The sequence below is a fragment of the Staphylococcus sp. T93 genome, from assembly GCF_016743875.1.
Lineage (GTDB): Bacteria > Bacillota > Bacilli > Staphylococcales > Staphylococcaceae > Staphylococcus > Staphylococcus aureus.
This window is the reverse complement of record NZ_CP068247.1, coordinates 1,127,743-1,142,864: the sequence shown is the minus strand read 5'-3', so window position 1 is coordinate 1,142,864 and position 15,122 is coordinate 1,127,743. Positions and strand designations below refer to the sequence as shown.

Here is a 15,122-nt window from a genome sequence, read left to right as displayed (position 1 = left end):
AAGTTGACGCTCAAATAGTTTAACTTTGATCGGAGCTTTTTTATAATGTATACCGAAAGGTTCAAATATTATATAATGGTAGAATTGAAAGAGAATATAAAAAAGTGAGGATATAAAATGAAAGTTAATCCTAATAATATAGAATTAATCATTAGTGCAGTAAAAGAAGAACAATATCCAGAAACAGAATTGTCTGAAGTTGCACTGAGCGGTCGATCTAATGTAGGTAAGTCTACATTTATCAATAGTATGATTGGCAGAAAAAATATGGCACGTACATCACAGCAACCCGGCAAAACGCAAACGTTAAATTTTTATAATATAGATGAACAACTTATTTTTGTGGATGTTCCAGGGTATGGATATGCTAAAGTAAGTAAAACACAACGTGAAAAATTTGGGAAAATGATTGAGGAATATATAACTAAGAGAGAGAATTTGCAATTAGTTATTCAATTAGTTGATTTAAGACATGATCCAACACAAGATGATATCTTAATGTACAATTATTTGAAACATTTTGATATTCCTACTTTAGTTATATGCACTAAAGAAGACAAAATTCCAAAAGGTAAGGTTCAAAAGCATATTAAAAATATTAAGACACAATTAGATATGGACCCAGACGATACAATTGTAAGTTATTCATCAATTCAAAATAATAAACAACAACAAATATGGAATTTAATTGAACCGTATATTTCATAGTTTTTGTACGTCAAAACTTATACAAAAATTTTAAAAATAATGTAAGCACGAAACTTTTAATTAGTACACAATTGATAACATTTTTCAACGTTCATCATTTTGTCAAAAACTCAAAAGTAAATTAGAAAGATTATAATTTATTTAAGCATCGTACTTAATTGGATTTTAAATTATGTTATAATATTTGTATTGTTAGTATATATGGGGGCGTTTCAAATGCATTTTATTGCAATTAGTATAAATCATCGCACAGCTGATGTTGCACTAAGAGAGCAAGTTACTTTTAGAGATGATGCCTTACGAATTGCCCATGAAGATTTATATGAAACTAAATCTATTTTAGAAAATGTCATATTATCAACATGTAATCGAACTGAAGTATATGCTGTTGTTGATCAAATTCACACAGGTCGTTACTATATTCAACGATTTCTAGCTCGTGCATTTGGATTTGAAGTAGATGATATTAAAGCAATGTCAGAAGTAAAAGTGGGGGACGAAGCAGTAGAACATTTATTGCGTGTCACTTCTGGTTTAGATTCAATCGTACTTGGAGAAACTCAAATTTTAGGTCAAATAAGAGATGCATTTTTCTTAGCGCAAAGCACAGGTACGACAGGAACAATTTTTAATCATCTATTTAAACAGGCAATTACTTTTGCAAAAAGAGCACATAATGAAACAGATATAGCTGATAATGCTGTAAGTGTGTCTTATGCTGCGGTCGAGTTGGCGAAAAAAGTATTTGGCAAATTGAAAAGTAAGCAAGCTATCATTATTGGTGCAGGGGAAATGAGTGAATTATCACTATTAAATCTTCTTGGTTCTGGAATTACTGATATTACAGTAGTAAATAGAACAATTGAAAATGCTATGAAATTAGCAGCAAAGCATCAAGTGAAATATGATGAACTATCATCATTACCAAATTTACTTGAAAGTGCAGATATTGTGATTAGTTCAACGAGTGCACAATCTTATATCATTACAAATGAAATGATAGAAAGAATTGCAGAAAATAGAAAGCAAGATTCACTAGTATTGATTGATATTGCAGTTCCTCGAGATATTGAACCTGGTATTAGTGCCATCACAAACATCTTTAATTATGATGTTGATGACTTAAAAGGTTTAGTTGATGCAAACTTACGTGAGCGACAATTAGCGGCTGCAACAATTTCGGAACAAATTCCTACAGAAATACATGCACACAATGAGTGGATTAGTATGTTGGGTGTTGTTCCAGTGATTAGAGCTTTACGTGAAAAAGCTATGGCAATTCAAGCAGAAACGATGGACAGTATTGATCGTAAATTGCCAGGGTTAAGCGAAAGAGAACGTAAAATTATATCTAAACATACAAAAAGTATCATCAATCAAATGTTGAAAGATCCTATTAAACAGGCCAAAGAATTAAGTAGTGATAAGAAAAGTAATGAAAAATTAGAGCTATTTCAAAATATATTTGATATCGAAGCTGAATGTCCTCATGAGCAAGCGAAGCAACAAAAAGAAAGCAAGGTCAAGGAAATTTCAGCGCGACGTATCTTTAGTTTTGAATAAGCATATTAATATGGTGATAATATGCAAGAAAACCTGTTTATTCGATTCAATGAAATTATATTATTAATATACTTAATCAGTATCATTTGCTATTTTTATGATTTTGTACAAAAAAGTCATAAGATTAGAAGTTTAGGCATATATTTATTGGGGATTGTTTGGGTTTTACAAACAATCTCTTTATCTATTTTTATTATACAAACTAGACATATTCCATTAGGGTCTATTTCAGATGTATTCTATACTTTAAGTTGGCTGATTATTTCAATCTCTTTAATTCTTAACCTTATCAAAGTTTTGAATTTCTCTGTGTTTTTCTTGAATTTAATAGGGTTAACACTTTTAGGGATGAATACATTTCAACCGACACATTATACTAATAAGGTTCAGAAAATTGCTGTTGTAGACGAGTTACTGTTAGTCCATATCGGTCTAGCTGTGTTAAGTTATGTCTTCTTTGCCTTAGCTTTTGTCAATGCATTACTGTATATCATGCAATACCGTAATTTGAAGGAAAAACGTTTTGATCAAAAATACTTTAGAATTGGTAGCGTTGCTACACTTGAATCAATTGTGTTTTACTCAACGTTAAGTGGGTGGATAATTCTCATATTTAGTATTATTTTAGGTACACAGTGGGGTGTAATTTCAGTTGGTGAACGTATATTCATTGACCCGAAGGTAATACTCTCTTCAATTATTACAGTATTATATGGAAGTTATATTTTACTTAGAATCAACAAATGGTTGAATTCAAGATATTTAATATACTATAACATTATTTTATTTTGCTTAAATATGATTAATTTATTTTTTGCAACACATTTTGTGAATTGAGAAAATAATCTAGAGCAATCCGTTCCTAGGAGGAATTGAACATGCGTAAATTAGTCGTTGGCTCCAGAAGAAGTAAATTAGCTTTAACACAAAGCCAGCAATTTATTGATAAATTAAAAGCTGTCGAGCCAAATCTAGAAATTGAAATTAAAGAAATTGTCACGAAAGGCGATCGTATAGTAGATAAACAATTGTCTAAAGTCGGAGGCAAAGGCTTATTTGTTAAAGAAATACAACATGAACTTTTTGAAAAAAATATCGATATGGCAATACACTCGCTTAAAGACGTACCAAGTGTAATTCCGGAAGGTTTAACATTAGGTTGTATCCCTGATAGAGAATTACCTTTTGATGCGTATATTTCTAAAACACATACACCACTATCCCAATTGCCAGAAGGCAGTATTATTGGTACTAGTTCATTACGTCGTGGTGCACAAATATTATCTAAGTATCCTAATTTAGAGATTAAATGGATTAGAGGTAATATAGATACACGATTAGAAAAGTTACAAACTGAAGATTATGATGCGATTATTTTAGCTGCAGCTGGTTTAAGAAGAATGGGCTGGTCAGATGATATTGTAACATCTTATCTTGATAGAGATACATTGTTACCTGCAATCGGACAAGGTGCTTTAGGGATAGAATGTCGTAGTGACGATGAAGAACTATTAACATTATTAAGCAAAGTACATAATGATGAGGTTGCAAAATGTGTGACTGCTGAACGAACGTTTTTAGCAGAAATGGATGGTAGTTGTCAGGTGCCAATTGCAGGATATGCTACAATCTCAGATCAAAACGAAATCGAATTTACAGGTTTAATTATGACCCCAGATGGTAAAGAACGATTTGAATATACAATGAACGGAACAGATCCGGTTGAGTTAGGCAAAACAGTGAGTAACAAATTAAAAGAGCAAGGTGCTTATGAAATTATAAAACGCTTAAATGAACAACATTAAATAATGGAGTGACGTTTAAATATGAAGCCAGTTGTAGTTATGACACAAACAAATGACATGCAAAGTGATTTAGTATCAATTATTCACAAACCCTTTATTGATATAAAGCCACTAAATTTTGATATTCATTTGTTAAATCAACGCTATGACTGGCTTATTTTTTCATCTAAAAATGCTGTGAAATTCTTTTATAAATATCTAAAAGGAATTAATGTTGATAACATTGCTGTGATAGGAAGTAAGACAGCGCAATATTGTGAATCACTTGGCATTCGAGTTGATTTTATGCCAAACGACTTTTCTCAAGAAGGATTTTTAAAATCATTTAATCAAACTAACCAAAAAATACTTTTGCCTTCGAGTGAATTGGCGAGACCATTGTTATTAGCAGCGTTATCTAAAGATAATGAAGTTGTTAAAATAGATTTATATACTTCAGTGCCTAACAAACAAAATATACAAGATGTTAAAGAAATGATAGAACATCAACAAATCGATGCATTAACATTTTCAAGTTCGTCGGCAGTACGTTATTATTTTAATGAAGGATTTGTACCAAAATTCAAGTCGTATTTTGCTATTGGAGAACAAACAGCACGGACCATTAAATCATATCAACAACCAGTAACAATTGCAGAAATTCAAACACTCGAATCACTAATTGAAAAGATTTTAGAAAGTAGGGGCTAAAAATGAAATTTGATAGACATAGAAGATTGAGATCATCAGCGACAATGAGAGATATGGTTAGAGAGAATCATGTAAGAAAAGAAGATTTAATATATCCAATTTTTGTAGTTGAAAAAGACGATGTGAAAAAAGAAATTAAGTCATTGCCAGGTGTATACCAAATCAGTTTGAATTTACTTGAAAGTGAATTAAAAGAAGCTTATGACTTAGGCATACGTGCCATTATGTTTTTCGGTGTTCCAAACTCAAAAGATGATATAGGTACTGGTGCATACATTCACGATGGTGTTATTCAACAGGCAACACGTATTGCTAAAAAAATGTATGATGACTTATTAATTGTTGCAGACACTTGTTTATGTGAATATACTGATCATGGTCATTGTGGCGTGATTGATGACCATACACATGACGTTGACAATGATAAATCATTGCCACTACTTGTTAAAACAGCAATTTCTCAAGTGGAAGCTGGTGCTGATATTATTGCGCCAAGTAATATGATGGATGGTTTTGTTGCTGAAATTCGTCGTGGATTAGATGAAGCCGGCTATTACAATATTCCTATAATGAGTTATGGTGTCAAGTATGCATCAAGTTTCTTTGGACCTTTTAGAGATGCAGCAGATTCAGCGCCATCATTTGGGGATAGAAAAACGTATCAGATGGACCCTGCTAACCGTTTGGAAGCACTTCGTGAATTAGAAAGTGATCTTAAAGAAGGGTGCGACATGATGATTGTTAAACCTGCTCTAAGTTATTTAGATATAGTTCGAGATGTTAAAAATCATACGAATGTTCCAGTTGTTGCATATAATGTGAGTGGAGAATATAGTATGACTAAAGCAGCGGCACAAAATGGTTGGATAGATGAAGAACGTGTCGTTATGGAACAAATGGTTTCAATGAAACGTGCAGGTGCTGATATGATTATTACGTATTTTGCAAAGGACATTTGTCGCTATTTAGATAAATAAGGTTTTATATTTATGATTTTCCATAAACTGTAGGAGGAATTTACTTTATGAGATATACGAAATCAGAAGAAGCAATGAAGGTTGCTGAAACTTTAATGCCTGGTGGTGTAAATAGTCCAGTACGCGCATTTAAATCAGTAGATACACCAGCAATTTTTATGGATCACGGTAAAGGTTCAAAAATTTATGATATCGATGGTAACGAGTATATCGACTATGTACTAAGTTGGGGACCACTTATTTTAGGACATAGAGACCCTCAAGTTATTAGTCATTTACATGAAGCAATTGATAAAGGTACAAGTTTTGGTGCATCAACATTACTTGAAAATAAATTGGCGCAGCTCGTTATTGACCGAGTACCTTCAATAGAAAAAGTGCGTATGGTGTCATCTGGTACAGAAGCTACATTGGATACTTTAAGATTAGCACGTGGTTATACTGGCAGAAATAAAATTGTGAAATTTGAAGGTTGCTATCATGGTCATAGTGATTCGTTATTAATCAAAGCTGGTTCTGGGGTGGCAACATTAGGATTGCCGGATTCTCCTGGTGTGCCTGAAGGTATTGCTAAAAATACAATTACAGTTCCATACAATGATTTAGATGCACTTAAAATCGCTTTCGAAAAATTTGGAAACGATATTGCTGGTGTAATCGTAGAACCTGTTGCTGGTAATATGGGTGTCGTACCGCCGATTGAAGGTTTTTTACAGGGATTAAGAGATATTACGACTGAATACGGCGCATTGCTAATTTTCGATGAAGTAATGACTGGTTTCAGAGTCGGTTATCATTGTGCACAAGGTTACTTTGGTGTGACACCAGATTTAACTTGCTTAGGAAAAGTTATCGGTGGAGGACTACCTGTAGGTGCATTTGGTGGTAAAAAAGAAATCATGGATCATATAGCACCATTAGGAAATATTTATCAAGCGGGTACGTTATCAGGAAATCCTCTTGCAATGACAAGTGGTTATGAAACGTTAAGCCAATTAACGCCAGAGACATATGAGTATTTTAATATGTTAGGCGATATACTTGAAGACGGTTTAAAACGTGTATTTGCTAAACACAATGTACCAATAACTGTAAATAGAGCAGGTTCAATGATTGGTTATTTCTTAAATGAAGGACCTGTAACTAATTTTGAACAAGCGAATAAAAGTGATTTGAAATTATTTGCAGAAATGTATCGAGAAATGGCAAAAGAAGGTGTGTTTTTACCACCATCTCAATTTGAAGGTACATTCTTATCTACGGCACACACGAAAGAAGATATTGAAAAAACGATTCAAGCATTTGATACGGCTTTAAGTCGTATTGTAAAATAAATATACGGACAAATTGAGAGCCTGAACTTTGTTCAGGCTCTTTTTAAATGTATATAAGGCATGGGCGGCGACTTGATAGTGAAAGTCCATATATGCTTTGTAGTCAAAACTGCTAGCGGATATTGTTATCTTAACAAACGTGAAGCTCAAGCAGCAATTTAGTCATTTTATTTTTTATTGAAAGAAGTGGAAAACATGGCAATGATATATAGAAATAATTTCATTGTGTTCGTTTTATCATTTTTTATTAGTATTCTACTGTATTCATCGCACGTATTACTTCCATTTATGTTTGGTCCTATTATCGCATCAATCATTTGTGTAAAAGTTTTCAAACTTGATATTAAATGGCCATTCTTACTTAGTGAATTAGGTATTGTACTATTAGGTGTGCAAATCGGATCAACGTTTACGAAAAATGTCGTTATGGATATTAAAAACAATTGGCTTTCGATTATTGTTGTATCTATTTCGATATTATTAATTGCAATAGTAATGGCATTTGTTTTTAAAAAAATTGCACGTATTAATACAGAAACAGCTATTTTAAGTGTTATACCAGGAGCACTAACACAAATGCTGGTCATGGCTGAACAAGACAAACGTGCTAATTTGTTAGTTGTTAGCTTAACGCAAACATCACGAATTATATTTGTTGTTGTTTTAGTACCGTTCATTTCATATTTTTTTCATGATGGTAACATGCATGCGAATGGAAAGTTAACAAAAGTCTTGCCTTTATCACAAGTATTAAACATAGGGCAAATAGTTATTTTAGCGATAGCTATCTTTATAGTTTATCTAATTATGTCTAAAATAAAGTTTCCAACATTTCAATTATTAGCACCACTCATTGTATTAATTGTTTGGAATTTTTCTACAGGTTTAACATTTACACTAGATCATTGGTTGTTGAACATGGCACAACTAATATATATGATTAGAATTGGAGTTCAAATTGCGCATTTATTGTCAGATTTAAAAGGTAGACTAGCAATCGCAATTACAATTCAAAATATTATGTTGATAATTGGTGCGCTAATCATGGTTTATATCATACATTTCTTTGATAATAATCCTATTAATGAATTGTTTCTTGGTGCAGCACCAGGAGGGGTTAATCAGATAGTTTTAGTTGCATTAGCTACTGGTGCCGATGTTGCTATGATTACGAGTTATCATATTTTCCGAATCTTTTTCATCCTATTTATTATTGCACCAGGAATTAATTACTTTTTAAAATATCGTTCGAATAAGCGTGAAGATTAGAAACTATCATCCATCTAAGTTGAATTATGCTTAGGATAGAATTCATTATTAAGGTTTAAGCAAAGGTTGTACATCTATTTTTAGATTAAGATATCTAATATTAGCAGAGCATTAACTTGGAACTTTAACTTATGATTTGAATAAATTTTCACATTAAAAAACGAGACAGTCTATTAGTTAAAAATAGATGATGTCTCGTTTACTTTATGATGCTATAGCAAATTAATTATGTTTAGGCTTTGATGGACAATCTTGTAAATGTGCATCATATAAACCGGCTGCTTCTAAAAACGAAAATACTGTTACTGGACCTAAAAATTTAAACCCGTATTGTTTTAAATCTTTAGATAGTTGTGTTGCAGTATCATCAACTGTGATACGATCAGAAGCATGTTCATACTGCAAATCTTTAGGCTTACCATTTACATATGACCATAAAAATTTACTAAAACTACCATATGCTTGTTCAATTTTTAAATACCCTTGAGCTTGATTAACAATTGCTTCTAATTTTTTACGATGATGAACGATATTTGGAAAAGTCATTAAGCGGTCGATATCTTGAGCGGTCATTTGTGCTACCTTTTCTGGTTCGAAATCATAAAATGCTTCTTCATAGGCTTCTTTCTTTTTTAAAATAGTTAACCAAGATAGCCCAGCATGTTGTGATTCTAATGCTAAAAGTTTAAACAATGCCTTGCTATCATAGAGCGGTTGTCCCCATACATGATCATGATAGTCTAAGTAGACTGGATCTTTAGTACCAAATGCGCATTCATTCATTTTATTCCCACCTATACATTGACTTATTTTGTCAATCATTATACTATAAGTTAAGAGTTTAATATAGGATTTGGGAAGAGTAAGTTCAAATTATTTTAAAGAGAGCATATGATTTGGTGTGAGTATGTAAATGATTTTTACTGAAGGTAGCCCACAGAGTATCTTAGCTGAACGTGATTAATAGTAGGCTAAGACGTGTTTGAGCGTTAATCATAATCTAGAGTGCTTGAAGAGATGAAGCATTTCAAATTTCACGATGATAGTATTGGTATGATTATTCCAATTATGTTAAAAGAGTGAATTTGATATTAATCATCCTTCTTGAATATAGGTGGTACCACGGAATATCCGTCCTATTTGTATATAGGATGGATATTTTTATTTTTTTAGGAGGTATAGCAAATGGAAATGAAACCAAAATATGATCCTCGTGAAGTTGAAGCGGGACGTTATGAAGAATGGGTAAAGAATGGTTATTTTAAACCGTCAGAAGATAAATCAAAAGAAACATATACAATTGTTATCCCGCCACCAAATGTAACTGGTAAATTACATTTAGGACATGCATGGGATACGACTTTACAAGATATCATTACACGTATGAAACGTATGCAAGGATACGATACGTTATACTTACCAGGTATGGATCATGCTGGTATTGCGACACAGGCAAAGGTAGAAGCTAAATTAAATGAACAAGGAATAACTAGATATGATCTTGGTCGTGAAAAGTTTTTAGAACAGGCATGGGATTGGAAAGAAGAGTATGCGTCATTTATTCGTGCGCAATGGGCTAAATTAGGTCTAGGTTTAGATTATAGTAGAGAACGTTTTACTTTAGATGAAGGTTTAAGTAAAGCAGTTAAAAAAGTTTTTGTTGATTTATACAATAAAGGAATTATTTATCGTGGCGAACGTATTATAAATTGGGATCCTAAAGCACGTACAGCTTTATCTGATATTGAAGTAATACATGAAGATGTTCAAGGTGCGTTTTATCATTTTAAATATCCTTACGCTGATGGTGAAGGTTTTATTGAAATTGCAACAACAAGACCAGAAACGATGTTAGGTGATACAGCGATTGTTGTTAACCCTAATGACGAACGATACAAAGATGTAATCGGTAAAACTGTTATATTACCAATCGTAGGACGCGAACTGCCTATTTTAGCAGATGAGTATGTTGATATAGACTTCGGTTCTGGTGCTATGAAAGTGACACCAGCACATGACCCTAATGATTTTGAAATTGGTCAAAGACATCAATTAGAAAATATTATCGTTATGGATGAAAATGGTAAAATGAACGACAAAGCGGGTAAATATGAAGGTATGGACCGTTTTGATTGTCGTAAACAGCTAGTTAAAGATTTAAAAGAACAAGATTTAGTTATCAAGATTGAAGATCATGTTCATTCTGTAGGTCATTCAGAACGATCTGGCGCTGTTGTTGAACCATATTTATCAACACAATGGTTTGTGCGCATGGAAGACTTAGCGAAACGTTCATTAGATAACCAAAAAACAGATGATCGTATTGATTTTTATCCGCAACGTTTCGAACATACATTTAACCAATGGATGGAAAATATTAGAGATTGGACGATTTCAAGACAATTATGGTGGGGTCATCAAATTCCGGCTTGGTATCATAAAGAAACAGGCGAAATATATGTTGGAGAAGAAGCGCCAACTGATATTGAAAATTGGCAACAAGATGAAGATGTATTAGATACGTGGTTCTCAAGTGCTTTATGGCCTTTCTCTACGTTAGGTTGGCCTGATTTAGAAAGTGAAGACTTTAAACGATACTACCCAACAAATGCCTTAGTTACAGGTTACGATATTATCTTTTTCTGGGTAGCACGCATGATATTCCAAGGCTTAGAATTTACAGATCGTCGTCCATTTAATGATGTATTATTACACGGTTTAGTTCGTGCTGAAGACGGGCGTAAGATGAGTAAATCATTAGGTAATGGTGTGGATCCAATGGATGTTATTGACGAATACGGTGCTGATAGCTTGCGTTACTTCTTAGCAACAGGTTCATCTCCAGGACATGATTTAAGATACTCAACTGAAAAAGTTGAGTCAGTGTGGAACTTTATCAATAAAATCTGGAATGGGGCACGTTTCAGTTTAATGAATATCGGTGAAGACTTTAAAGTTGAAGATATCGATTTAAGTGGTAACTTATCATTAGCAGATAAATGGATTCTAACACGTTTAAATGAAACGATTGCAACAGTTACTGATTTAAGTGACAAATATGAATTCGGCGAAGTTGGACGTGCATTATATAATTTCATTTGGGATGATTTCTGTGATTGGTACATTGAAATGAGTAAAATTCCAATGAATAGTAATGATGAAGAACAAAAACAAGTTACACGTTCAGTATTGAGTTATACTTTAGACAATATTATGAGAATGCTACATCCATTCATGCCATTTGTAACAGAGAAAATATGGCAAAGTTTACCACATGAAGGTGACACAATTGTTAAAGCTTCATGGCCAGAAGTGCGTGAATCATTGATTTTTGAAGAAAGTAAACAAACAATGCAACAACTTGTTGAAATCATTAAATCTGTAAGACAATCACGTGTAGAAGTAAATACGCCATTGTCTAAAGAAATACCTATTTTAATTCAAGCTAAAGATAAAGAAATTGAAACAACTTTATCACAAAACAAAGATTATTTAATCAAATTCTGTAATCCTAGTACCTTAAATATTAGCACTGACGTGGAAATTCCTGAGAAAGCAATGACATCAGTTGTAATTGCAGGTAAAGTGGTATTACCATTAGAAGGGCTAATTGATATGGATAAGGAAATCAGCCGTTTGGAAAAAGAATTAGCTAAACTTCAAAGCGAATTAGATAGAGTAGATAAAAAGCTCTCTAATGAAAACTTTGTAAGTAAAGCACCTGAAAAGGTTATAAATGAAGAAAAACGTAAAAAACAAGATTATCAAGAAAAATATGATGGTGTGAAGGCAAGAATTGAACAATTAAAAGCATAGGAGTTAGTAACAATGAATTACCTAGAGAGCTTGTATTGGATACACGAAAGAACTAAATTTGGCATCAAACCAGGTGTTAAACGTATGGAATGGATGCTAGCACAATTTAATAATCCTCAAAATAACATTAAGGGTATTCATGTAGGTGGCACAAATGGTAAAGGCTCTACAGTTGCTTACCTTAGAACAGCTTTAGTTGAAAATGGTTATGAAGTAGGTACATTTACGTCGCCGTTTATTGAAACATTTAATGAACGAATTAGTCTAAATGGTGTGCCAATATCAAATGACGCTATTGTAGAATTAGTATCACGTATTAAACCAGTAAGTGAAATGATGGAACGTGAAACAGATTTAGGTGTTGCAACTGAATTCGAAATAATCACAGCGATGATGTTTTTATATTTTGGTGAAATACATCCTGTTGATTTTGTCATTGTTGAGGCTGGATTGGGTATAAAGAACGATTCGACAAATGTCTTTACACCGGTTTTATCAATCTTAACTAGTATCGGTCTAGACCATACAGATATTTTAGGTGGTACTTATCTAGATATTGCTAGGGATAAAGGCGCGATTATAAAGCCTAACGTTCCAGTGATATATGCTGTTAAAAATGAAGATGCATTAAAATATGTTCGTGAACGCGCAATTGAACAACATGCAAAGCCAATTGAATTAGATAGAGAAATTGTTGTTGTATCGCAAAATGATGAATTTACTTACCGTTATAAAGATTATGAATTAGAAACAATCATTTTAAGCATGTTAGGTGAACATCAGAAACAAAATGCTGCATTAGCCATAACAGCTCTTATTGAATTAAATGAACAAGGATTAATTGAATTAGATTTCAATAAGATGATAGACGGTATTGAATCAGTTCGTTGGACTGGACGTATTGAGCAGGTGCATGACAAACCTTTAATCATTTTGGATGGCGCACATAATTCAGAGAGTATAGATGCTCTAATTGATACAATTAAACAGTACCATGATAAAGAAAAAGTAGATATTTTGTTCTCAGCAATAAACGGAAAACCGATTAACGAGATGGTCAAACATTTAAGTTTAATTGCGCATACGTTTTATGCAACTGAATTTGATTTTCCGAAAGCGTTACGCAAAGAAGAAATTGTAGGTAGTATTGAAAATGATGAAATACAATTAGTAGATGACTACGTTGAATTTATAAAAAATTATCAAGGTGATACATTAGTAATTACCGGTAGTCTGTATTTCATAAGTGAAGTTAAATCAAAATTAGACTTTGAAGCATTATAAAACTAAAACTAAAATAGCCATGAAGAATCTATTTAATCAATAGGTAGAGCTTCATGGTTATTTTTTATGCTCTAAATCGTATGTGTTTATAAGGTTCAATTTCTTGCCATTATTAATTTTGCCGAGCAGTAATGGGTTGTTAAAGTATCCATCAATTATGCTTAGCAATATTGAAAAATTTAAATGAAAAAGCGGTTCAATTCTTGAAAAATAGTGTATATTTACATTTTGGTAATAACTAACTATAATTTACATAAGGAGGTTGTCATTTGGTAGTATTGTTATCTTATAGTTGCAGTTGTATTTTTAGTTTTCTATATCAATTTATATCTATAGAAGAAACGTCATTTGATTATTTACATAGAAGATCGAAATGTGATTATTGTAATTCGTCACTCAAATGGTATGAATTAATGCCGATTATTAGTTTTTTATTATTAAAAGGGCGATGTCGAAACTGTCGAAAGCGTATTTCCCTAACACATTTCTTAGGGGAAACCTTTGCTTTAATACCTATCGTCTTTATTAAGTATGATTTCACATACGTAAATGCTACGCTATTTATAACTACATATGTTTTTCTGCTTATTTTTACTATGACCGATATCACTTCTTTAATGTTAGATTGTCGCTTAATTATAATTTATTGTATCGTTTCTCTCTCGTTAAGTATGATTTATCCAGTAGCTTTTATCATTATTAGTATGACCACGCATATATTCTACTTTTTATTTCGGGCATATATTGGTTATGGTGACGTTTTACTAATATCTGCACTTTCTTTGTTTTTCCCTCTCCAATTCACTATTTATGTCATTTTATTTACATTTGTCATTGCTGGTTTAGTTGCTTTAATTACCATGATATTTAAGCCGATTAAACTATTACCCCTTGTTCCATTTATATTTATTTCCTTTTTTATCAATTCACTTTTTTATAATGATATCCATCAATTTTTAGGAGGCGTATATTTTTGAAAATTAAAGAAATGGTAACTTCAGAAATGCCAAGAGAACGTTTGTTAAGCCATGGTGCAAAAAGTCTTTCGAATACAGAATTATTAGCTATATTAATTAACACCGGAAGAAAAGGATTCTCGAGCATAGACATTAGTAATGAACTGCTTAAATCTGCTTCGAATCTGAATGAATTGAAAAAATCTTCAATTAACGATTTGATAAAAGTTAAAGGGATTGGATTACAAAAAGCAATTACTTTAAAAGCAGCATTTGAGTTAGGGGAAAGGATGGGGAGAAGAGCTGAAAATAATCGTATAAAAATAACGCAACCAAGTGATGTTGCTGATTATATGATTCCAACAATGAAAGATTTAACACAAGAACATTTTGTCATTTTATTGTTAAATTCAAAAAATGTAGTGATTAAAGAAACCTGTGTTTTTAAAGGTACATTAAATAGTTCGATTGTACATCCACGTGAAATTTTTAGTATTGCGGTGAGAGAAAATGCCAATGCAATCATCGCAGTTCATAATCATCCATCCGGTGATGTAACGCCCTCACAAGAAGATATCATAACAACAATGAGGTTGAAGGAGTGTGGTTTGATTTTAGGGATAGATTTATTGGATCATATTATAATCGGTGATAATAGATTTACCAGTCTTGTAGAAGCGGGTTACTTTGATGAAAATGATTGAAGTTGATAGAATTAAT

General features: G+C 32.4%; 14 protein-coding genes and 1 other annotated feature. Of the genes, 13 read left to right on the top strand and 1 reads right to left on the bottom strand.

The window, feature by feature from the left end:
* Positions 1-117 precede the first annotated feature (117 nt).
* The 9 genes from yihA to JG553_RS05485 all read left to right on the top strand — a co-directional run bounded on the left by yihA (position 118) and on the right by JG553_RS05485 (position 8,346).
* The gene (yihA, locus tag JG553_RS05525) at positions 118-708 is read left to right on the top strand and encodes a ribosome biogenesis GTP-binding protein YihA/YsxC (protein ID WP_000867697.1); all 591 of its coding nucleotides are present in this window, start codon (positions 118-120) and stop codon (positions 706-708) included.
* Positions 709-924: 216 nt separating this feature from the next.
* Positions 925-2,271, top strand: coding sequence for a glutamyl-tRNA reductase (gene hemA, locus JG553_RS05520; protein WP_000545467.1), 1,347 nt, complete (start codon positions 925-927; stop codon positions 2,269-2,271).
* Positions 2,272-2,292: 21 nt separating this feature from the next.
* On the top strand, positions 2,293-3,108 hold the full coding sequence (ccsA, locus tag JG553_RS05515; protein WP_001157329.1) for a cytochrome c biogenesis protein: 816 nt from the start codon (positions 2,293-2,295) through the stop codon (positions 3,106-3,108).
* A gap of 41 nt (positions 3,109-3,149) precedes the next feature.
* Positions 3,150-4,076: a hydroxymethylbilane synthase gene (hemC, locus tag JG553_RS05510; protein ID WP_001230228.1), complete on the top strand. Its 927-nt coding sequence runs from the start codon at positions 3,150-3,152 to the stop codon at positions 4,074-4,076.
* A 21-nt stretch (positions 4,077-4,097) separates the two neighbouring features.
* Positions 4,098-4,766: a uroporphyrinogen-III synthase gene (locus JG553_RS05505; RefSeq protein WP_000805950.1), complete on the top strand. Its 669-nt coding sequence runs from the start codon at positions 4,098-4,100 to the stop codon at positions 4,764-4,766.
* A gap of 2 nt (positions 4,767-4,768) precedes the next feature.
* On the top strand, positions 4,769-5,743 hold the full coding sequence (hemB, locus tag JG553_RS05500; RefSeq protein WP_000667126.1) for a porphobilinogen synthase: 975 nt from the start codon (positions 4,769-4,771) through the stop codon (positions 5,741-5,743).
* 47 nt (positions 5,744-5,790) lie between these two features.
* Positions 5,791-7,077, top strand: a complete 1,287-nt coding sequence (gene hemL, locus JG553_RS05495) for a glutamate-1-semialdehyde 2,1-aminomutase (protein WP_001270868.1) — start codon at positions 5,791-5,793, stop codon at positions 7,075-7,077.
* A gap of 60 nt (positions 7,078-7,137) precedes the next feature.
* Positions 7,138-7,239 carry a hypothetical protein gene (locus tag JG553_RS05490; protein WP_001788970.1) on the top strand — a complete coding sequence of 34 codons (102 nt, stop codon included), beginning with the start codon at positions 7,138-7,140 and terminating at the stop codon, positions 7,237-7,239.
* 33 nt (positions 7,240-7,272) lie between these two features.
* Positions 7,273-8,346, top strand: coding sequence for an AbrB family transcriptional regulator (locus JG553_RS05485; protein WP_001240848.1), 1,074 nt, complete (start codon positions 7,273-7,275; stop codon positions 8,344-8,346).
* Positions 8,347-8,568: 222 nt separating this feature from the next.
* On the opposite strand, the gene JG553_RS05480 is transcribed toward JG553_RS05485, so the two are convergent.
* Positions 8,569-9,129, bottom strand: coding sequence for a DNA-3-methyladenine glycosylase I (locus JG553_RS05480; protein WP_001001228.1), 561 nt, complete (start codon positions 9,127-9,129; stop codon positions 8,569-8,571).
* 57 nt (positions 9,130-9,186) lie between these two features.
* Positions 9,187-9,488: a binding site (T-box leader), on the top strand.
* A 43-nt stretch (positions 9,489-9,531) separates the two neighbouring features.
* On the opposite strand from JG553_RS05480, the gene JG553_RS05475 reads away from it, so the two are divergent.
* The 4 genes from JG553_RS05475 to radC all read left to right on the top strand — a co-directional run bounded on the left by JG553_RS05475 (position 9,532) and on the right by radC (position 15,106).
* A complete protein-coding gene (locus tag JG553_RS05475; protein ID WP_000425353.1) occupies positions 9,532-12,162 on the top strand; it encodes a valine--tRNA ligase in 2,631 nt (876 codons plus the stop codon).
* Between the two features lie 12 nt (positions 12,163-12,174).
* The gene (locus JG553_RS05470; protein ID WP_001108346.1) at positions 12,175-13,446 is read left to right on the top strand and encodes a bifunctional folylpolyglutamate synthase/dihydrofolate synthase; all 1,272 of its coding nucleotides are present in this window, start codon (positions 12,175-12,177) and stop codon (positions 13,444-13,446) included.
* 269 nt (positions 13,447-13,715) lie between these two features.
* Entirely contained in the window at positions 13,716-14,423 is a 708-nt protein-coding gene (locus JG553_RS05465) for a prepilin peptidase (protein ID WP_000261115.1), read from the top strand.
* Positions 14,420-15,106 carry a RadC family protein gene (gene radC / locus JG553_RS05460; RefSeq protein ID WP_000692870.1) on the top strand — a complete coding sequence of 229 codons (687 nt, stop codon included), beginning with the start codon at positions 14,420-14,422 and terminating at the stop codon, positions 15,104-15,106. Before JG553_RS05465 ends, radC begins: the two co-directional genes overlap by 4 nt.
* Positions 15,107-15,122: the final 16 nt, after the last annotated feature.

Coding starts and splice junctions, on each gene's coding strand:
- yihA (WP_000867697.1), top strand. CDS start 118: ATGAAAGTTAATCCTAATAATATAGAATTAATCATTAGTGCAGTAAAA.
- hemA (WP_000545467.1), top strand. CDS start 925: ATGCATTTTATTGCAATTAGTATAAATCATCGCACAGCTGATGTTGCA.
- ccsA (WP_001157329.1), top strand. CDS start 2,293: ATGCAAGAAAACCTGTTTATTCGATTCAATGAAATTATATTATTAATA.
- hemC (WP_001230228.1), top strand. CDS start 3,150: ATGCGTAAATTAGTCGTTGGCTCCAGAAGAAGTAAATTAGCTTTAACA.
- JG553_RS05505 (WP_000805950.1), top strand. CDS start 4,098: ATGAAGCCAGTTGTAGTTATGACACAAACAAATGACATGCAAAGTGAT.
- hemB (WP_000667126.1), top strand. CDS start 4,769: ATGAAATTTGATAGACATAGAAGATTGAGATCATCAGCGACAATGAGA.
- hemL (WP_001270868.1), top strand. CDS start 5,791: ATGAGATATACGAAATCAGAAGAAGCAATGAAGGTTGCTGAAACTTTA.
- JG553_RS05490 (WP_001788970.1), top strand. CDS start 7,138: ATGGGCGGCGACTTGATAGTGAAAGTCCATATATGCTTTGTAGTCAAA.
- JG553_RS05485 (WP_001240848.1), top strand. CDS start 7,273: ATGGCAATGATATATAGAAATAATTTCATTGTGTTCGTTTTATCATTT.
- JG553_RS05480 (WP_001001228.1), bottom strand. CDS start 9,129: ATGAATGAATGCGCATTTGGTACTAAAGATCCAGTCTACTTAGACTAT.
- JG553_RS05475 (WP_000425353.1), top strand. CDS start 9,532: ATGGAAATGAAACCAAAATATGATCCTCGTGAAGTTGAAGCGGGACGT.
- JG553_RS05470 (WP_001108346.1), top strand. CDS start 12,175: ATGAATTACCTAGAGAGCTTGTATTGGATACACGAAAGAACTAAATTT.